At 58.6% G+C, this 20,765-nt stretch carries 15 protein-coding genes; 11 read left to right on the top strand and 4 right to left on the bottom strand.

Annotated features, from left to right (window positions below; genetic code table 11):
- The first annotated feature begins 32 nt into the window (after positions 1-32).
- Complete coding sequence (locus Har1131_RS17950; RefSeq protein WP_007190683.1) at positions 33-908, top strand: hypothetical protein; 876 nt, start codon at positions 33-35, stop codon at positions 906-908.
- Positions 909-1,164: 256 nt separating this feature from the next.
- On the opposite strand, the gene Har1131_RS22255 is transcribed toward Har1131_RS17950, so the two are convergent.
- Together Har1131_RS22255 and Har1131_RS22250 are read right to left on the bottom strand one after the other, a co-directional pair.
- Complete coding sequence (locus Har1131_RS22255; RefSeq protein WP_225308172.1) at positions 1,165-2,571, bottom strand: helix-turn-helix domain-containing protein; 1,407 nt, start codon at positions 2,569-2,571, stop codon at positions 1,165-1,167.
- 164 nt (positions 2,572-2,735) lie between these two features.
- Positions 2,736-4,019: a hypothetical protein gene (locus Har1131_RS22250; RefSeq protein WP_225308171.1), complete on the bottom strand. Its 1,284-nt coding sequence runs from the start codon at positions 4,017-4,019 to the stop codon at positions 2,736-2,738.
- A 788-nt stretch (positions 4,020-4,807) separates the two neighbouring features.
- Between Har1131_RS22250 and Har1131_RS17940 the strand changes: the two genes are divergently transcribed.
- The 10 genes from Har1131_RS17940 (at position 4,808) to Har1131_RS17895 (ending at position 18,386) form a co-directional block, all read left to right on the top strand.
- A complete protein-coding gene (locus tag Har1131_RS17940) occupies positions 4,808-5,263 on the top strand; it encodes a pilin (protein WP_058992258.1) in 456 nt (151 codons plus the stop codon).
- Between the two features lie 7 nt (positions 5,264-5,270).
- Positions 5,271-7,346, top strand: a complete 2,076-nt coding sequence (locus tag Har1131_RS17935) for a hypothetical protein (RefSeq protein WP_151147891.1) — start codon at positions 5,271-5,273, stop codon at positions 7,344-7,346.
- Positions 7,343-8,170 (top strand): hypothetical protein, encoded by an 828-nt coding sequence (locus tag Har1131_RS17930; RefSeq protein WP_064287379.1) that lies wholly within the window; start codon positions 7,343-7,345, stop codon positions 8,168-8,170. The genes Har1131_RS17935 and Har1131_RS17930 overlap by 4 nt, the downstream gene beginning before the upstream one ends.
- Before the next feature lie 2 nt (positions 8,171-8,172).
- Entirely contained in the window at positions 8,173-9,864 is a 1,692-nt protein-coding gene (locus Har1131_RS17925) for a hypothetical protein (protein ID WP_064287380.1), read from the top strand.
- Positions 9,864-13,118 carry a VirB4 family type IV secretion system protein gene (locus Har1131_RS17920; protein WP_151147889.1) on the top strand — a complete coding sequence of 1,085 codons (3,255 nt, stop codon included), beginning with the start codon at positions 9,864-9,866 and terminating at the stop codon, positions 13,116-13,118. The genes Har1131_RS17925 and Har1131_RS17920 overlap by 1 nt, the downstream gene beginning before the upstream one ends.
- A gap of 5 nt (positions 13,119-13,123) precedes the next feature.
- Positions 13,124-13,495 carry a hypothetical protein gene (locus tag Har1131_RS17915; RefSeq protein WP_151147886.1) on the top strand — a complete coding sequence of 124 codons (372 nt, stop codon included), beginning with the start codon at positions 13,124-13,126 and terminating at the stop codon, positions 13,493-13,495.
- The gene (locus tag Har1131_RS17910; RefSeq protein WP_151147884.1) at positions 13,495-13,974 is read left to right on the top strand and encodes a hypothetical protein; all 480 of its coding nucleotides are present in this window, start codon (positions 13,495-13,497) and stop codon (positions 13,972-13,974) included. Before Har1131_RS17915 ends, Har1131_RS17910 begins: the two co-directional genes overlap by 1 nt.
- Positions 13,971-14,723: a relaxase/mobilization nuclease domain-containing protein gene (locus Har1131_RS17905; RefSeq protein ID WP_151147882.1), complete on the top strand. Its 753-nt coding sequence runs from the start codon at positions 13,971-13,973 to the stop codon at positions 14,721-14,723. Before Har1131_RS17910 ends, Har1131_RS17905 begins: the two co-directional genes overlap by 4 nt.
- Positions 14,720-16,924, top strand: coding sequence for a type IV secretory system conjugative DNA transfer family protein (locus Har1131_RS17900; protein WP_151147880.1), 2,205 nt, complete (start codon positions 14,720-14,722; stop codon positions 16,922-16,924). Before Har1131_RS17905 ends, Har1131_RS17900 begins: the two co-directional genes overlap by 4 nt.
- Before the next feature lie 1,156 nt (positions 16,925-18,080).
- Positions 18,081-18,386 carry a hypothetical protein gene (locus Har1131_RS17895; RefSeq protein WP_064287844.1) on the top strand — a complete coding sequence of 102 codons (306 nt, stop codon included), beginning with the start codon at positions 18,081-18,083 and terminating at the stop codon, positions 18,384-18,386.
- A gap of 9 nt (positions 18,387-18,395) precedes the next feature.
- Here Har1131_RS17895 and Har1131_RS21935 read toward each other — a convergent pair whose 3' ends face one another.
- Together Har1131_RS21935 and Har1131_RS17880 are read right to left on the bottom strand one after the other, a co-directional pair.
- Entirely contained in the window at positions 18,396-18,548 is a 153-nt protein-coding gene (locus Har1131_RS21935) for a hypothetical protein (protein WP_023842963.1), read from the bottom strand.
- An 847-nt stretch (positions 18,549-19,395) separates the two neighbouring features.
- Positions 19,396-20,622 carry an SOSS complex subunit B family protein gene (locus tag Har1131_RS17880; protein ID WP_151147876.1) on the bottom strand — a complete coding sequence of 409 codons (1,227 nt, stop codon included), beginning with the start codon at positions 20,620-20,622 and terminating at the stop codon, positions 19,396-19,398.
- Positions 20,623-20,765 lie beyond the last annotated feature (143 nt).

The following is a 20,765-nucleotide window of genomic DNA, read 5'->3' as shown; positions in this document are numbered from 1 at the left end:
AATATGCTCTCTGAGAATTGTCCGATAGCAAGATGGGGCACGTCTACTACCATCACCCTGTAGACAAGCAGTTCTCTCTCGATTTCGTCAATCCAGACGCCGAGAATATCGTGTCACAAATCGTCGACTACGACGGGGATGTAGCTGTGAAAGTCGTGGAATACGAACTTGAAACAGAGTTCTACGGTGTATACACATCTCGGGTCGGCGGCGGTGCAGTGAGCGAGATCGAACTTGACCTCAGTGACGCTCTCGCGGACATGACTGAGGACAATGGGACGATTGTCGCACGTCTCCTAGAGATATATCGTGCGCTCCTCTCACAGAACGAGGAAGAAGAGGGTACGCCTGTGGAGGCTTACAAGAACATCGACATTGAGGACCTCCCCGATGCGTTTGACGAGACGTCGTGGGAAGGGACGGCAACAGATGTCGCTGGTCGCCTCGCGTCGAACCTGATTCTCAAGCACGCTCTTCCTAACGCCAATCATCGGACCGCTGTGGCGCTGATACAGTTCTACCTGCGTCGCATCAACAGCGACTTTTCGATGCCCGAAACAAAAACCGAGATTGAGCCCGATACCTACGACTGGCGAGAGTGGGTCAACGAGTATATTAACGAATCAAAGCGTCTCCTGACTGTTCGGCGGAAGAACGTCCTGTTCAAACATTTGCGTGAGTTCGGAGCCACAACGCTTGAGCGGAAACACGAAGTCATGATCGATTTGTCAGAGTATGAGCTTGATATGTATCCGCATGAAGCGAAGGTATTCTACGCCGAAAAGCACCAAGACCTCTGGATAGAATTTGTGGAGAAAGCAGTCGAGCGAGCCGGCTTTCCAGAATTGACCGACACTACGGGGATATCTAAAGCAGAGTTCGCAGAGAAAATCCGGCGGCTTGACTAGCGGACTGCGTTAGTCTTGGAGAGTAGCGACTAATCGGCCAGTTTCCTTGGCCTCTTCGCTACGCGACATCCCATATGTCGCAAGCGCCTCGTCCACCGCTTCATCAAGGCTCATAGTTCACTTCAATATTAGCTGTGTGATTGTATAAACTCTTGCATCACCCAGCGTGCGCGCCATACAGACGTGAGAGATGTTCCTGATTATCGCGGTAATCACAACTTCGTAGAGGGAATCATCCAGATCGGCGGATTGCTCTCTAGTTTGCAGAATTGACGAGCGAAGTCTGCGTCGTCGTTGGATCGGGATCAAGCCCCAGCACGACCGATTTGGGGGGTTGGTAACGCACTGATTCGGTCCCAGTAGTCAGTTTTTCGAGCGTCATCCCCTGCAGGTGAGCGACCAGTGACAAGACCTGTCGACAATGGGGGTACCGGTCCAGCCACTCGTCGAACCGATCACCGCGTCCTGTCACAGCCAGCGTCAGTTCACCGCCGTAGTCGATTTCCCGGTGCCCCAATTCGTAGAGAACCTCGGCGATAACAGCCATTTCGTCGGAGAACGCCGGCCCGTAGGCGTCTATATCCACGTCAGGGGTAGGGGTCGTAGCCCGCGAACCACAGTCCTCACCATTGAATGACAGGCAAATCCGCCATTCCGTCGCTCGACCCGGCCCAAGATCCTCGCGTTGGATGACGCCGGCAGCCTCGAGGTCGGCAAAGTACGTCTCATTGTTCCGAAGCGTCTGTGTCGAGACGTCCAGAAGGTCGGCAAGGTCACCCGTCGCCAGGGGTTCATCGACATCCAGCAGTATCGCGACAGTTCCCGAGACAGATCGAGGGCCGATATCGGGCAAGAGTTCGGCGGCATCGAGCATCGACAGCGCATACCGAATGTCTTCGGTCGTGAGGTTCCGTGGCCGGTCCGTCTCGGCACCGAGATAGGAGACGGCCCGTGCCGCAGCGAAGGCATCGCTCGTCAGTGCATGGAGGATCGAAACCGTCTCTCGGGTCGGTTTCAGCGATTTGAGGCTGAGTTGCCGGGACAGCGCAATGGCGACGGCGTCGCGACGATCACCGTTGACGATATCGACATTCAGTATGAACGCTGAGAACCCGTCAGCCTCGTCCTGAAGATCGAGATACTCGTCAAGATTTTCGAGGTGCGAGCGCATCGAATCGACGGTCGGCCCGGCCAAGACCCAGCTGCCGGTCGTGTCACCGGTTGGGTCCGATGCGTCGACGTCGGGTGTCGCGAGAAGTTGAGACCGTTTCTCTTCGCGGTCCTCGTAGAGCACTCGGTACGCGGAGTAGAGCCCGTAGCGGCTGGACACAGCAGTCTGAGTGGCAATCATCTTCGCGAGGTGGTCCCGGCGGCGGCTATCCGAGACAGCCCAGTCAGGTACCTTGAGAACACGGGTGATATCGACACCGAGCATGTCGTAGATCCGGGACACCGTTCCGAGCAGCCCGTGTGCGGTCCGGGCCAGCATCGACAGGCCGTTGTTCTCGTCGTTGCTGTCGTCCTCAACGTCGACGTCAACACTCATCGATAGTAGGCCGTCGCGAGCCTGTCGAAGCCGGGATTGAAGCCCCTTCGCGTCGGCGTCTTGGTTTCGCAGGTAGCCCAGACAGCCGCCGTCCCGGAGTAGATACGGGTCAGTCACTGGGAGTCCATCAAGACCAGACCGGTCTGGCCCGCCAGCGAGTCTGTTCTGCGTTAAGACCTGCTGAAACGCCGGTTCTGAGAGTAACGCCGCACAAAGACGGACCAGTGTGTGGGCCTGGTAGCCGGCTGCTTCAACCTCGACAACGACCTCGTCGCGCTCCTCTAGGAATGAGTAACCGACCCCACGAGAGTCCCCAGTCGAGTCGACCGTGCGGGACGAGAGCGCGATTTCGCCGGGAGCGGCCGCCGAGACGGCTGCATCGTGGATGTGACCGTCAAGGAACGAAACGGACGATGTGGTGCTGGAGCCGCCGCGGGTGGCGGTCGCGGCCTCGCTGTCGGGCCGGTCCCCCTCCCCTCCTTTGGTGGTTGGGGTGTACACGGAACTGTGCGGAGATTTTGGGGGTCAGTAACGCCGGGTGAATCGGCCCGCTGGCTGGTACCCACTCCTTGCGTGCTCTCGTCAATACGGCCCGTACCGCCAGTAGAGGGGGCAGACGAGGTTTCGAGAGAGTAGTCCGGGTGTTCATCCAGCAACGCATAGCCCGCTGGCAGCAGGCGAACAGTCCGTTCGTGTGTGCCATAGGATGTCACCAGATCGGCGTCAGCCATCCGCTTCACCCACGCGCGTATCGCTTCGCGAGAGGACCACTCCAAGAGCGTGTGACTTTGGAGAGCATCGTAGGTCAGTTCCTCTTTTGAGGCCTCTGCGACGGCGTAGAGGCGCTTCCAGTCCTCATGGTTTGCCCCTCGGTCGGCCAAGAGGGTGCGTACGTGTTGCCGGCGGTGTTCTGTCCGGGTCGACACGGAGTCGGACCCATATAGGCTCGACTCTATGGAGTGAGTCACGCTGGCCGGCAGCACCTCATCAAACTCGGAGAGGAGATGACGCTGGACGCGCGGCGTTGCGTTCGTCAAGACGATCTCGATACCAACACTCAGCTCGACGAGGAACTCAACCAGACTCGTACGCTGTGTTCGAGAGAGGTCCCATAACTTACGCACGTCAACGGCAAGCGTGGGCTGGACGTCGGCGGCCTCAAGCATCTTGATCGGCCCCTCAAGCACATCAGCAAGCGATGAATGGGTTCCGATAGATGTTGTCCCACCGAGCTGGCGAGACACTTCTAGCAGCCGGAACCACTGCAACTGTGAGTCGGCTGCTTGGGCGGCTAGCGTCGCGTAGTGGTACTCGTCTTCCGTGCCGGGAATCTCGTCAGTAAGCGCCGTGACACCGCACTCTTCGATCAGTGTCGCCCGCCACTTGTCGCGAGGCACATCCGCGAGCAGTTGGCGTAGCGCTGTCAAGAGTGCATCCGAGAGTTGCGTGTCGGGCTTCCAGAGGGCGCGATTGAGAGCCGTAGGACTCGTTATGGCCTCTGGGCCGAGTGATAGTCGTGCGGTAGGGTCTATCGACCCCTCGGGGCGAACCTCGAAGCTCGTCATGTCCGGCGATTACGACAGTCTCACAGCTATCTGCCGACGCGACTAGGCCCAAACACAGCGCAGAGATGGCTCTCTCTGTTCGGGCGCAACGCTTATTTCATCACGGCAAGAAGCAGTAGGTGAGAACGATAGTAGGCTCACCTTTTCAGCCGGGGTCGTTGGCGCGACCCCGGCGTCCTGCCTCTCACCGATTAGCGGTGAGTGTTTTCCGTATGCTTGATGTTGATTTGGTTTGGCCGCTCCTGTCTTAAACACCGCGGCTAGTTTGTCTGCCGCACGTCAGACAAGAGTTAGTTGACTGTCTTGAGTGGACCAGCGATCCGCGATTGCCCTCCCCAGCTGTCGGCGGGGAGCGGTCCCGTCTCGCTGGTCCCTTGTTGAGTCGTTGCACCTGTATGTGACAATATCTAGTTATGTCATATGTATTTTTTCCTTTCACTTTGCCGACAGTATAGCCGAAACTATAATGACATATATAGCCTATATTCTAAATATTCTTTTAGTATCAGAATACTTATATTACTTAATTAATTATTCCTTCTCTACATATTTTCCACAGCCTGAGTATACATGGGTGCGTAAAACTACGTCATTCACGTATAATTCTACATATCAAAACCTAGAATGTTATATTCTGTTCACAAGTTATTTGGTCATTGCACTGTCAATATGTGCTGGTGGATTCAGGACAGAATTCACCAACTGTGTAAGAAAACCAATATAACGATACCAGCGGATTACCGGTGGGGAATCGGCGGGCAAGCAAGACCGCAAAATCAGAGACATCTATGTCAACACAAACCACAGCATCGAACGCATCGACCGCACAACCAACACTCTACACGCACGCGAAGCGGCGGTTTGCTGACGCCTGGCTCACGCCCGGCGTGCGACAGGCGACCCAACTGCTACTGCTCCTCACGCTGTTTGCTGGCTCGGCGATGGGCCAGACCGACGTCGGGAACATCTACTGTGACACTGCTGTCGAGGATGGCGTCAACGTCGTCTTCGGCGCACTGGCTGGTCTCGGCCTGCCAGCGACGATGGTGTTCGTCGGTCGCAGTGGCCTGTCGTACATGCGGGCCTCTGGCAACCCGAACCAGCAAAACGAGGCTCGCCGGGACCTCATCCTCTCGCTGGTTGGTCTCGGCGTCGTTGTGCTGGCAATCGTGGCTCCAGAACTCATCACGAAGTTCGGGGACAACGTCGGCTTCGGCTTCTCGGACTGTGTGACGCCATTCTGAAGATACGATGCTACCACTCCGCTCACTGCTGGTGATCGCGGCCCTTTGCTCGCTGCTCTCGACAGCCGCAGCTGCGGGGCCGGCGTCCGCTGGTGGCAACCCAGCGCAGATTGAGCGGGGGACGGCACACTCCTACACCGACGCGAGTCACGGTGGCGTGGGGGTACTCCAACAGAACGCCACCGCGCCGAGTGGCTCCAACAGCGAGGGAACACAGACGAATCGCACCGAAAACAACGAATCTAGCGTCCAAGACCCAGCAGGCAACGAGACAGCAGGCAACAGGACAACAGCCAACGGAACCGAGGGCAAAGAGTCCGTTGATCGAGGGCCAGCGGCGAACCAGACAGAGGTGAACAGGTCCGTCGAACTCGGAGCAAGGCAGAACCTCAGCGCGAAAGTCTCGTGCTACGAGAACGCCTCGAACCCGCCGGCCAATGCCTCTGTCGGGGACAACGCGACGGCAGGCGTCGTGCCCCCGAACAGGTCCTACAACCACAACCACACGTTCTTCCGTGCGCTGTGGTCTGGCGACCCTGACCATCCGAACCTTACGCGGGCCGACCGGGCCGAGGCCGAGAACGGCACGCTGGCCGTCCTCCCCTCTTGCACGGGAGATATGGTGTCTCGCGAGCCCTCGAACACGACGCTGTGGAACCGGCCCGAACACGACTCGTTCCGGACTGGCATCGAGAACGCCTCGTATCCAGTGAATGTCACGGATACTCGCTCTGGACTCTGGATTCGTGACGCCTACGTCGCGTTCTTCAGCGTAGAGCCGTCGACGGTCGTCCATCAAGAGGGAAGCACGGAACGGCTGGTCCGTCCGAACGGAACCGTGCGTGCCATCCACGACTATCGGGTGTACATCTCGGAGTTCTTCGAGGACGACTTCCGCGTCCTGAACACGTCGACGAACACGACGCTGTATGCCAACGGCACTGCGATGGACAACAGCACTGCCGCCCAGCCCACGCTCAACTACACGGAGATCAACGGGACCACGGAACTCCAGTTGGTCACGACGATCTCGACGAATCTCTCGGAGATTGGCGATGACGAGATTGACGAGTACGAACTGACGGTCACGGACTCACGGACGGTCCAGGTGGAAAATCTCTCCGAGCGGGCGATGGTCGTCGAGCCCGGCGTCGTCCCCAACGACAGAGGGGCCACGACCGACGACTATCGCATCGGGACTGTAATCCCCGGCAGCTGGCAGAGCGTCCAGTTCGATGGCGGATACGAAGTCCAGAGCAAGTGGCGGTTCTATACTCGCTCACCGCCCGGGTGGGAAAACTGGTCGGAGAACACGACGACGCCAGTACGACCGCTCGAAACCCACGCTGTCCGGACGACGGAAGGTCCGGCAGTCACGGTCAACCGCGTCCAAAATGAGAGTTCCGACGGCTGGCGGTTCGTACCGTCGCTCGAAGCGACGTATCCGACAAATGCGACGGCGAACACGACGGCAAACGCGACCACCAGGACGACGCTCCCGCCGGAGATTCGGATCAACCGTTCGGAGTCGTTCACGACGGCAGATCGGTTCACGATTCGGAGTGCGGAACAACTCCGGACGGAGAACTTCGAGATCAACGGACTCGTCCGCGGGAATAGCATCGAACAGCCAGCGGACTCGACGAACCCGACGCCAATCCGCGAGGTCAATATCACCTCTGAGGTCGTCAACTCGACCGACAACTCGACGGACCTGCTGATCCGGGTCGAACCGACGGCTGGCTTCCCGATTGCGGCAGGGAACGTCACTGTCGCAACAGGGCAGTCCCGGGTCGAACGGTCACTGTCTGGCGATGATTCGATTACGGTCACCGTCGACCAGGGCGAAGTCTCCTCAGCGATAGTCACGTATCGCCCGACTCAGATCTGGTGGGAGCAAGGGCGTGCTGTCCCGGTTCGGGATACACAAGAGCGGGTCGCCTACGAAGTGAATCTCCCAGATCTTGCGGAGTTCATCGACCTCGCTGTAGTGACGCTCCTGACGATGTTGCCGGCTATGCTGGCGCTGTATGGCTACGACGTCTGGATGAGAGGCAAATTTGTTGGTTGGTATAATCAATGACAAAGCAAGATATACCACGAAACAGCAGTATCGACCGCAGAACAGTGCTTGGACTCCTTAGCGGGAGTCTTGCCACGCTTGCAGGATGCAGTGGGCTGTCTGATGACGGCGGCGGAGGTGACGGAAGCGCCGGCCCGCCAGAAGAGCAGTCCGACTACATCGAAGAGACGTCGATTGAGATTGTCGAGAACGGCCGCCAATTGGCTCTGGAAGTGGCTGTGACCGATGAGATCGAGCCCTCATCGATCAGCATTATCACAGAGTCCGGTCGGGAGTTCGTCAGCGACTATTTCAGCCCCGGTGAAACCCGGACACGGCTCTCGCTAACAGAGGGAGAGGACTCGAATGAACCGCTGCCTCGGGGCCAGCACACGCTCTATCTCCGTGGTGACGACGTCGAAACTAAACTCCCACTCGAACTGGGCACTACGTTCGAAGTTGAAGAAGTCGTCCCTGGGACAAAGCGTCCGGAATTACTTGATGGTAGCCTAGGAGTCGTTATCCGGAATGTTGGAGAAAGAACTGGTGCAACTGCTCAGACCTTCGTAAATAACGAGAAGAAAGATGAGCTGTTTGTGCCGGTGAAGCCAAGTGGGATTGGTACTGTCGAATTCCCATTCCTTCTGAAGGACCGTGCATCTTGCATAAAAGTCGAAGAAACAGCTGAAAGAGATGAACAACTAACTGTCGGATTTCTTTGGAGCAACCCAGTTAGGCTTACTCAGCCTATCAGGTACGACACTTCTGACGGATGTGAAAGGACTCTAGCTGGCGAGCCAGAGGAGATCGCTGCAACTCCGGCAAAGACGGAGAAGGAGACGTAGCAATGCAGTCGGGAATTGGTGACCAAGTGCTTGAGGAAATTGTCGAGAGGGTAGTTGGAGAACTCTCATCGGCAATTGCAGCTGGTATCAGTGGCTTCCTCGATGACCTCAGAACGGATATCGTTGATTATCTCGATGGATTCTTCAACAGTATCATCGACCCGATGGTACGGACGCCAGCTCCTGAAGGACCGAATTCAGCAGCCCCTGTCGACATTGCATTTGAGTCTGCGAGTAATGCCCCTTGGGACTCGCTAATAGCGGGTATCTATTTTGAGGGGGTAGTCGGGCTGGCACTCGGGCTGCAGTTCATCGTCTTGGCGATGATTGGACTTAGATACGGGTCGATGAACCCTGTTATCCGGAAGAAACTCCTACGTCGGCTTGGGGTTGCATTTCTTTCGCTATTCTTCTGGCTGCCGGTGGCCTCACTGGGAACTCAGTTCTTCGACGCAATCGGTAATGCGACTTATAAATCTGGTCAGTCTGGAGAAGAGGTCGCTGCTCTCATCAGTTCAGCCCAGCAGATTGCAGAACTCAACCTTGGAATATTCCTTGTCGTCATCGTTGTCGGACTGTATGTCTACCTCAAGGCGGCGTTCATTTTCATCACCAGATGGCTGCTGGTCTTCCTGCTGACCCTGTCGATGCCGCTGGTCGCGACGTTCTGGGCGGTCGAGGTCTGGCCGCTGAACCGCTTCTCGGGACTGGCGAAACAGGTCGCCGGCGCGTACCCCGGAGTCCTCGCTGCGGGTATCCCGCCTGCAATCCTGATACGCATGAGCTTCGAGGCGACAAACTGGGGACTGGCTTCTGACCTGTCGCTGTTCATCAGTCTGGTGACGCTGTACTTGGCGGCAAAGTCCCAGAAGGTCCTCATCCAGCGCAGTAGCCGCGTGGCAATCCAAGTCAGCGAGCAGGCGCTCGCCGGCGGCAAAAAGCCACTCAAGATCGGTGCGGCGGCTGGTGGTGCAGCGGCGACAGCCGGCGCTGGCGCGGTCGGTGGCCCCGGCGCAGCAATGGCGACGGGTGGCACGATTCGAGCTGCCTCAGGCGCTGCAAAAGGGCGTGTCGGCAGTGCTGCCACGGGAGCCCAGATGGTACACCGCCAGATGGCAGCCAACCCCGCTGGCATGAAGAGGGGTTCCAGCAGCGGCCCCACCGGTTCCGGTGGCGGCAGTAGTCCCAACGGCTCCGGAGGTGGCGGCAACAGTGGCTCCGGCGGCGGTGGCTCCGGTGGGTCAGGCGGTTCCGCTCCACCCTCTGGTGGCGGCAGTGGCAGCAGCGGGTCTGGTGGCTCTGGTGGCTCACCGCCCTCCAGCGGCGGGAGTGGCAGTGGAAGTCCCCTCAACAGCCGATTCACCAACGGTGGTTCGTCCAGCTCGTCCGGCTCGTCCGGCTCGTCTGGCGACTCTAAGAGCGACGACACCCCGATTAGTGAACGCCAGACGAAGATGGAGCAGCAAACCAAGATGGAGCGCCAGACGCAGATCAACTCTGGCGATACCAGAGTCTACGAGTCTGACTCAGACCCGCCGTTCTCGGATGGGAAACCCGACGAAAACGGGACCGATACCGACTCTGGTGGGTCCGAGTCGTACGACTCGCTCAAGGATGTGTTTGCGACTGATGACGATATATTAGGGCCGGATGTGTACCGCGACGGCTTGCCGCACAAGGGGGATGACGACTAATGGCTGACTCAGAAGAAGAGTACAACACGAACATCATCCACGAATCCCTCGGAGATTCGACCAACTTCTGGGGCGACTACACGCTGGGGGAACTCATCCTGTTCCTCATCCCACCGTTTGGCTTCCTCGTCGCGATGGGAATGCCGTTCGTGCCAGCAGCGCTGTTCTTCCCCACGTTGGCACTCACAGCGGTCGTGGAAGTATTCCTCTACATCCTGCATAAAGTCCGGCCAGATCACTATCGCCTGACTGAGTGGCTGCGGGTCAAACTGTTCTGGCTCGTCAAAAAGAAGCAGTACACTCACGGCCAGGGGAATCAGGACACTCGGCAGGTCACGCGACTAGAGCGGGTCATGCCCCACGGCATTGAGTGCGTCGACGGAGCGTACGTCGGCGCGGTCGAAGTCGAGCCCGCCAATATGTCGCTGCAAGATGACGAAAAATGGGAGAAAGCCGTCAAGTCACTCACACGCCTGTCTGAATCCCTGACTGGGCGGGCGAAACTCCACGTCACGACGGCCGAAGTCGACAACGAGTCCCACATCCAAGCGCATATCGACCGACTCGACGACCCCGATGCGAAGAGCCATTCGATCTTCCGGGGCGTCCTCATGGAGTTCGTCAACCGCTACATCGACGACAGCGGCAACGTTGAGACTGAAACTGAACTCCAGCGGAAGTACTACATCGTCGTTTGGGTGACTGACGAGGATATTCACGACCTCCAGATGAACAGCGACTCCATCGCGGATTACCTGACCGGGATACCGGTCATTGGGCGGCTGTTCACTCGGTTCGACAGTGACACGCTTACTGACGCCGAACGAGAGGAGTTCAAGGCCAAGAAGCTCCACGACCGGCTCGAAACCGTCGACAGAGCAGTCAACAATATGTTCCGGTGTCGCAGCCGGTCGGTCAGCCCGCATGAGCTGGCGCACTTGACCGAGGACTACTGGGCCTGTGAAACCCGGTCGGAACGCGAGTACGAAGAGGCGGCCTCCGTCTCCCCGGTGACGTACTCGGCACGAGAACTCATCAAGCACGGCGAGGGTGCTGCAGCCCACGACGCTGCGGAGGGGATGGACACCGACGACGTCGGTGGGACCGACTACGAGGTCGACGAGACCGACTTCGTCTCCCAGTTGCATAGACCGGGAGAGAACCATCGGTCACTGGTCGCGCCGACGGATATCGAATGGGAAGCCGACCACGCCCTCATCGACCAAGAGACGTACACCCGGTGCTTCTGGATCGAGACGTATCCCGAGCATCCGACCAGTGGAATGCTGGAGCAACTGCTATTGGATACGGACCTTGCCGTCGACGTCTCAATCCACATCGACCCATACGACGCTGATACAGCAGTGTCGGTCATGAAAGAGTGGATCTCCTCGCTGAAGATGCTGCAAAACGACAAAGGAGAGTTGGAAGCGGAGGATATCGAACAGGAGGTCAACCAGGCAAAGTACATCCGGCAGATGGTCCGGCGGAACCACGCGTCGCTGTTCCGTGTCGGGGCGTTCATCCGGCTGACGGCTGAGACCGAAGAAGACCTCCGGAAGCAAACGAACCGGCTCGAAACGCTGCTGCGCGACTCGCCGTCGAACTGTGGCGTCAAGCGAACGACCCGCCGGCAGGAAGCAGGACTGGTGACCGTCTCGCCGATCGGGGCCAACGAACTCGGCCAGAATCGGCTTTCTTCGATGACCGGGGAAGCACTCGGGTCGCTGTTCCCCTTCTCGTCGAACTACCTCCGGATGGAGGACGGCATCGAGTACGGACTGCACGGGCACAACGACTCCTCGCTGTTGATCGACCCGTGGGAACTGGAAACCGGCCACTCGGAGCTGGTAACTGGAATGCCCGGCGGCGGGAAGACCCACGGCACGCAGGCTCGGGCGATGCGGATGCTGAAAAAGCGGTCGGACGTCAAGCAGATCTACATCGACCCGGTCGGGGATATGCACGGCAGCGCGAAGATGCTGGACGCAAAGACCATCACAATCAGCGGCGAGACGCCGCTGAACCCGTGCGAGATGCATCCGACGCCTCAGCATGTCCTCGAACAGTCCCCGGATATGCAGCCCGTCTCAGCGAAGAAAGACGAAGTGTACGGGGTCATCGAGAACTTCCTGCAATCCCGGGATGTCGATCTGGAGATGCACAGCGGCCTCATCACGTTCCTGATCGACAAGATATTCACTGAATCGGATATCGACCCAGCGGACCCGTCGACACATACGCCGGAGAACTCGCCGGACCTGAGTGACTTCCTCGAAGTCGTCGACCGCCTCCAGGAAGAGCCAGAAATGTTCCCGGGAGCGACGACAGAGTCCTCCCAGCAGAAAATCCAGCAGTACGCAAATGAACTCTCGATTGCGCTGCATCCGTTCCGGCCGGGGAGTACCTTCGGCAACCTCTCGAAAGAGTCGGACCTGCGGCTGATCGACGACAGCAGCAAGGCCGTCTATCTGGACCTCCAGCAGGTCGAAGGCTCGGGCAGCGGCCTCGGTAAGCAGTCGTTCATCATGCAGTTGCTGCTGAGCACGCTGTACCAGCAGGCGAAAAATATGCAGCAGAAGGTCGAGATCATCATCGACGAAGCTCACTACCTGTTCAACGACGACGCGAACTTGGAGTCGCTGAACCAGATTGCTCGGCACCAGCGCCACGCCGGACTGCGACTGGTGATGCTGTCTCAGACGCTCTCTGAGTTCGAGGACAAGGGAGCCGCTGAGGAAATCGCAGGAATGTGCCCGATCAAGGTGCATCACCGCGAGCCGGAACTGGGCGACGAAACCGCAACGAGCGCTGGGCTAACGAGCGAACAGCAGTCCTACATCCAGCACGCCGAAGCCGGCAAGGAGTCGCTGGGTGACGGACAGGGCTACTCACAAGCGCTGGTTCGCGTCGACGAACATGGCGATTACCCGCTGACGATCAAGACGTCGTGGGAGGAAAAGCAGATCATTGACCTCGACGCTGACGCGGAAGATGCGCTCGACGTTGTTGCTCACGAGGCTGACTCCCGCGCTGCTGATTTCGAAGAGTTCGTCCATTCCAAAGCAGTCGAGCAGGAGCTAGCGAATCGTGGATTGTCCCCGGAGAAGGCTGAACACGTCCTCAACGGACTCAGCGAAGACGAGTTGGTGGACGTGGTGTCTGTAGCACTTGACCAGACACAGCCAGAAGCAGTTGTCGCTGACGGTGGTATCGAGACAGAGACTGATGCGGAGTTCGGCACTACGGAGTGATTCACATGGATGAAAGTATCACATTCTCGATGAGCGCAGAGAAAAAGAAACAGATTGTAACGCAAGCTGAGAAGAACGACGAAACGGTAACTCAGTTCCTGCTTAAAGCGGCAGAACAGCGTATATCTCGTGAACTGCAGGAGCAACGTGCTAACGAACTAGGGGTTGCAGATGAACTGCAAGACCTTGCTGATAGCGTCACTGGCGAAGTGAGCGCTGCAACGGATATCGACACAGATCAAGAACTGTGTCACACTGTGGCATTGTGGGAGTTGATTTCGAGTAAGTATGATGCTGATACTCGGGCTGCCGCAATGGAGGAAGCCCCAGAGAAACTGCAGGAGCAAGTAGAGAAAGTTGGCGGAGGTGATGACTGATGACAGAGCGAGATGAAGTTCTTCAGATATACACGACCAGCGAAAACAAGGAATGGATCAAAGAGCGGGCTGAAATAGAGGGCAAGACGATCTCGGATATCGGCCACAGTCTCGTTGAAGAGTATATTGACCGCGAAACTGGTGAAACCCAGTTTGAGAGGTACGGGACTGATACGCAACTCGAACTCGTCATGGAGAATATTCGGAGTGATATCACGGCTGAGCTAGACGAGTTCAAAGCCGAGACGCTGGAGGAACTGAAGACGGTCCAGAAGGTCCGGACAGCATACACCATCGCTATCTGGAAACTACTGCAGGAGGACCACGATGATGCACATCTCAGATTAGCGATGAAGTTTGCGACCGACCGCATTGGACGGGAGCCAGCTACAGAGGCAACAAGCGAGGGTGACACAGACTCAGGAGAACAGGGTCGTGAGTCCTCGGTGGCGACTAATGCTGGGGGTGACGGTGCATGATACTGCCAACGGATTATCAGCGGAATGGAGCAGGGAATCTCGTTGATTACATCCGGCGCGACCGGGACCAGGACGCCGGCGCGACAGTTGACCTACGGAATCCGGCCGGGCGAGAACTGTCCGACCCAGAGGTGAATCGGTTCGTCGACAAGAGTCGAGAATTCGGATTTCAGCGGCATCTGATCGTCTCTCCTGACCCCACTGGAGAATACTCACCAGAAGAGGTGAATGCCAACACTCGGGAACTTATGAACCGCGAGTTCGCCCGGCAGCCGACAACTGACTACGTATACGGTGTCCACCAGAATACGGAGTTCCCACACGCACACGTCGCGGCAACTGGGGAACCAGCAGAGCTGGAGATGGATCGCGAAGATATCCGACAGATGCGCGAACAAGCAGCGGTCGTATTTGAAGAACCCGCTCGAACACGCGACCCAACGGCTGCCCCTCGCGATGCTCCGGAGGACATTGGCCGGGTCGTGGATGAAGAAGCTCGGGAGCAGTACCACGAGGCAGAACTGTCGCTGAACCCCGAAGCACAAAAAGCCCTCAAGCGGGCGACTGAGAAGAGCCAGCAGAAAGACGTCGGACACACGGCTGAGAAAGCGAGCGATGAGCGCCAAACTGAGCCACTCTCAGAACGTGCTGCGGAGAGAGCCGAAGAACAGGCGGCAACTGAACGCGAACCCGAAGTTGATATTGAACGCGAGCAGGAACCCGAACGCGAAGTCGGGTGGTGGCAGTGAGTTCTAGTTCCTCTGCACCACCGGGACAACGCTCTGGCGAAGTCCCGAATAGCCTCAAGTACGACAACGTCGTCGGGTTCGTCTGGGCCGGGTTCATGCTGCTTTTCCCACCGATGATCGTCGATAGTGACAAGGTCCTTCCGAAGCGGTTCTGGGCGTGGCGCTACATCTACCTCGGGTTCGGACTCATCAGCACGGCGTTCTTCTATGACGTGCTTGTCCAGACACCCAGCGCAGCGCTGTTGTTCCCGTTCGCACACGTTCTGGCTGCTATCTCAGTGGGGACACTGTTCGCTGACTTCACCGTGCCCGGCCTGTCACTGCCGATGGTCTCGTACTCGACCACGGTGATCCTGTATGCCATCTCAATCGGTATCGTGTTCTCAGGGGAACTACTCCGCCGGACCTCGCCGGAAATGCTCGCGATGAACCAGTGGGACCACGACGACGGAGAGTCCGTTGTCCCGCTCGAAGAAGTCTCTCACGAACACGAAGAGGCCGAAATGCCGTTCACGCTCGATCAAGATGTCTCTACAGCCGTCGTGGGCGAGACTGGGTCGGGCAAGACGTCGATGATGAAACTACTGGCCTACCAGTTCCCGTACTACAGTAACACGGCAGTCATCGCTCACGATACTGGCGAGGACTTCCAAGAGTTCTATTCGGAGCTGGGCTTTGAGGTTCAGCGCATCCGCCACGAAGATAGCGATGTGGTCTGGAATCTGTTCAAGGACGCCGATTCGGAGTCGGACTTCCGCGAGGTCGCCGGCGCGATCTTCGGCGAAGCCGACGGCCACGACCCGTTCCATCGGCCCGCAAAACAGACTTTCGCGGAGATGCTGATGTACCTGCATCTCAGCGCACAAAAGAACAATCGCCGTCACGCGCTCTGTCATGCCGATATCGTCTCACTACTCAACGAGGGCCATATCGCGCTCAAGAAAGCCCTTGACGAGTTCGACCGGCTGGACTCAGGTCATATCGACCCTGACAAGGGCAAAGGCGCACAGAACGTCTACCAGACTATCAAGGAGAACGTCGATCCCGTCTTCACCGGTGACTTCGGGGACTACGGGGAGTTCTCCCTGCAAGAGTACATCGAGAACCCGGAAGGCCGGGTCCTCATCATTGACTCGAACCCAACGGAACTGGAAACGCTCGGGCCGATGTACCAACTGCTCGTAGACTGGTCGATCCGCTACGCGATGAATGCCTCGAACCCGACAGTCCATATCCTCGACGAGATTGATGCGCTGCCGGCGCTCACTCAGGTAACGAATCTTACGGCGCGAGGCCGGAAACACAAGGCTCGGGCACTGGTCGGCGTCCAGACAATCGGCCAGCTCAAGGACACGTACAGTACAATCTCTGGGATTGTCGGCAACTGCCCGCAAGGCGTTTACTTCGGTCCGGGTGACAGCGAGTCGACGGACTTCATCCTCGACGAACTCGGCGAGAGTCGGCAGTATGACCGCTCCGAAATGGTGTCGATGAGCCACCAGGGGCGCGGCGAAAACCCGCGAACGCAGGCTCGGGACACGTACAAAGAGAAGGACAAAACACCGGTCACGTCTGGCTTGCTTCGAGACTTCCAGCCCGGCGAGTGCGTTGCCGTCTCTCGGACGACGTGGGTCCACGGGCAGTCTTATGAACTGGCTGATGTTCGCGATAGCCTCCCGGCGCAGGGTGCGGAGTCGCCGGGCAGTTCAGAACCGGAACCCTCTGAGGATGACACCGACATAGAGAGTGACAGCTGGTTCTCGTTCACTCGGGCCCGACTTGATGATGTGCTCTATGGGTCACTTGGTGAGGACGACGACGATGAGTCCAAAGAGAGTGGCCCGGATCGTGACGCCGAAGTCGAGCCGACCGTCGACGCGACAGACGGGTTGGGCGACGACGAGTCGACCGACCCACTTGACCAGACAACAGCAAACACTGCCGTCACGTCCCCGGACACAGACCACCCGAACCTATCAGATGAAGAATGTGAGTACGACGGTGGCGATCACGACCAGCAGTCCGACGACAACAGCGGTGACTTCTCCTCTGACGAGTCACCGAACCCCACCACTGATGAGACGGAAGCCGCTGAGAAAGGAGATGCTGAATCGGCCTCAGAATCAGACGCTACTGAGACTGATGAGCAAGACAAAACAGAGTCAGAAGAGAAGGGGCACGACCCGGCTGGGTTCATGTGACTGCCTCTCTACAGAGTAACGATACCATCTAAGAAATTCTATACTTTTGCGGATAATCTCTTGATCTCCCTTTGGTTGTTGACTGATAGAGTCCTTTGGCTGTAGCCCCTCAATAGAGCCATTATCAGATATCCAGTAAAGTCTCTCCAGCTAACTGATTCTGGGTGAAATCGCCAGACGGAATCGGTTTTGCTCCTATCTGAATCTATTAGCTAAGTGACTGATTCGTACAAAATCGCAATACGTGGCGGGTGTGATTCACCGAATAATTGGTCCTTTAACTTGCCGTGCTTTGCGGGGCGTTCTGAGAGCGATTTTTGCGAGAAATGCATAGGCAATCTAACAGTGGGAGAGCGGGTCGATAGACCCGACACAAACAGGGGTACGAATCCGCTCAGGCCACCTGTACTCAAACCTATTGGGGAACAGATATGTCTCACCTCACTCCCCAGAGTCCGACCGGGACTGCACACGGCAGGCCAGTCCCACCGAGCGCCATGTGAGTCCACTGCCCCAAGCACGTCGTCGGCCACCGACGTCCAGGGCCACGCCGATCACGACCACACTCGAGTTGAGCCAGTGCTGGCAGACCCACGCTCGACCCTCGCTCGCTTCGGCCCCTCGTGGCGCACACCTTGTCGCTCACCGGTCGGCGACCACACCATCATGTCCGGTGGTTTGTATCTGAAACCCAACAAGTACAACACGCCTTGTTTTCGCACTCTCCAAATACCGTAATTCAGTGTGGCATTCAGCTGGGGGACTGTCCGATTCCCGGCGGGGATCGCGCCCGCTACTGCAGGCACGATTGGACCGGCGTGAGGCGCGCGACCGCGCCGAGCGCAGCGCCCCGTCGTCCGAGTGAGTGAGAGTGAACGAGGACAGGACAGACGAGCATCGCGAGTCTGTCAGTGGCGTCGCGCGCTGGGACACTCCACCAGCCATCCAGCCCAGTTGCGCCCCGGCCGGCAGACCCACGCCTGCGCTACATCCGACACTCCGTGGAATCGGTATCTCGACGTGTGCCAGCTGGGGGAGCCAGCCCAACCCGGAGCTTTTTGAGCGATGACGGGCAAGTCTGAATCGCATCGTTCTCATGTCACAGCCACACTTTTCTCCAGAGCAACAGCCATCCGACCAGCGTCAGATTCCGAGCATGGAAACGATCGGGCCGGTCGTCGACGAAGTGATCGACATCGCCCGCCGAGAACTCGATGCACCGCTGTCAGTGAAAATCAAAACATGGGAGGATCGCGAGTTTCTGGTGCGTGTCAAGCACGGCTCAGCACCAGGCGTAAACACCCGGTATGGATACGAGACAGCAATCCAGTATCACAGTGATCGGGAAACCGTCGAAGCCTTCCTGATCGAAGAGGATACCCACACTGATGAAGCAGAACGCCTCCTGAAGATGGAACTCGGAACGATACCCGATCCAGTACCAGAAAAAATTGGGGAGTAGACGACTGATTTACTTGTCTGTCAGTTCTCGATGGCAGTCCTCACAGACCTGCTCGTACTCTTCATCGCGCTCTGGGTCGTAGAAGGACCCGGCGCGAAACCGCACGGGGTTGTACCGGGTATTGAAGACTTCCTCACAGCGTGGACACTGGACGTCACCCATTTGAGATATCACCTCCCAGCGGCCCTGTCTGGCCGCCACCCGCCTGCAGCCACACAAAATCGAGATGTTCCGCCCGGGATACCGGGACCAGAAACTGAGTCGCCCGTGCTCACCGAAGGAGTTGCTTGAGGCGGAATTTGAGCCGCCGTGACAGTGAGGCAGTGACCTTCGGATGCGTCGGGGGCAGTGCAATGTCGAATACGACCTCGGCGTCGTCTTCTGTGAAGGTCTGGTGACCGTGACTGTCTGCTTCTCTGTACGTCTCAAACTCTCTCTCGCAGTCTGGACACTCCCAGTTCATGGTTCTGACCGACGGCCCCAATTGGCCGCCACCCGCCTGCGGCCACACAAAATCGAGGTGTTTCCGCCCGAGACGCCGGGCCCAGAAAGCAACTAACCAACAGCTCCCCAGAGTGCGCCGACTTTGTTGGTTAAGACGAAGATTCCCCCACTCACCGGCAAGAGCGGTTCCCGTCCACTTCCCGGCGGCGGGCCGGGATCGCGCCCGCTACCGCAGGCACGATGGACCGCCGCGAGGCGCGCGAGAGCGCCGAGCGGAGCGTCCCGTCGGCGTCGCGCGCTGTCGCGACCCATCAACCACCCAGCCCCAGTTGCTCCTGGGCCGGCTGGCCCACGTCCACGCACACACCAGAACATCGGCTCTCTCACAGCCCCCACCAGACTGACCCACGTTGACGCGCTGGTGCGGTGGCGTACCAGTCCGTGCGCGCGGTTGTCTCGCCGCCGCCCGCTGTGCCGGAGGCGGCGGCGAGGCCGCGTGCGCGAGCACCGTCGCACCGCCCGAGGAAGCCCCCCGCTCGGTGGGGGACGCCCCCGGTGTCGGGCGTCAGTCGGCCGTCTGTCCGTTCTTCACATCCCGGTAGGTCGAGGTGAAGACCGTCACCGGCCCATCACCTTCGTTCTCAGCCTCGTCGTCTGAGTGGACCATGCCCTGATGAGTGGCGGCCCCATGCTCAGTGTCGAACAGGTCCGAACATCCGGGTTCAGGACAGCGGGCCTTGCCGAGCGTCACGGCGACCGCGCGGTCAGAATCCCGCTCGTTGGCCCACTGATGGGTGTCTGACTCGGCCTCCCACGACGCCGCCGTTCGACTATCGCCGGACGAACCGAACGAGCCGCCCCCGTGTCCGGTGGGCGCGGGACCGTCGCCGCGCTCGATGATGCACATGAGCGTGTCGCTCGTGACGGCCACCGTCTTGATACCGTTGTAGTCGTCGGGCTTGCCTCCGGAAATCCGAACTCTGTCGCCCTCGCGGAGCGTGCGCACCATCTCGCCGCCATGCATGGACTTGCCCCAGACCGTGACCTTCGCGCTCGTGCCCTCGTCGTCCTCGATATAGAGGACTTGGTACTGGTTCCGTGCGTCTGGCTCCGCGATGATGTGGGTCACTTCGCCCTCGACCGTACACTCGTAGCCGTAGGGCGAGACATCCGCGATAGGCGTGGGAGTTGCCAGTTCGTTCTGGGCCTCGTCCAAGACCGTAAAGGAAGCCTCATACAGGCTGTTACAGTCGCCCATCTGCCCGGACACAAGGGCCGCGAGTCGGCGGCCTGCTGCCGCTCGTGACAGACTGGTTTTGTCTGCCAGCGTCGCGGCCTGCTGGTTGACTCGCGCCAGCGTGTCGCGGTCCATCCACTGCCGGGGGTCAGCCGGGGAACGGAACCCGTCAGCCCGTCCGGTTTCCGCGTCGGTGAGCTGGCGAGCCGAGGCTTCGCGGTCGGCACCGTCGACGTGGGCGCGTGCGACCTCGGAGTGTCGGGCTTGCTCGGCTTCGCGTCCGTGGCGTTCTTCCTGCTGTTCCAGCGTTTCGCCAAAGCGCCGGTCCGGACCAACCTCGGTCGAGCGGGTCCAATCATATGCCTCCTCCTGCCGGGCGTAGAAGTTACCACGGCTATCGCTACCCCGATTCATCCTGAAATCGAGTTCGTCGCCGTGTTCGGTCTCTGCAACCGCCTCTAGAAGCTGTTCGGGGCCACCCTCGACGTGGGCCGAAAGGGAAACCGTCTGGTTGCTTGCCGATGCTTTCTTACCGCTGGAATTGCTAGCGTACATTGTCTTTCTGACACCACGGAAAGACACTTGTCGGGTGCTGCTACACCCGATTTCTGCGGCGTGAACTGCCCTGCCAGCGCCGCGTGCGTCGTGTCTTTCCGTACTTAATGGCATGGGTGCCGGCTAGTTAAAGGTAACGGACC

This window comes from Haloarcula sp. CBA1131 (assembly GCF_008728975.1).
In the GTDB taxonomy this organism is placed as follows: domain Archaea; phylum Halobacteriota; class Halobacteria; order Halobacteriales; family Haloarculaceae; genus Haloarcula; species Haloarcula hispanica.
The sequence above is the reverse complement of the archived record's forward strand: the minus strand, read 5'-3'. Positions and strand labels throughout refer to the sequence as shown.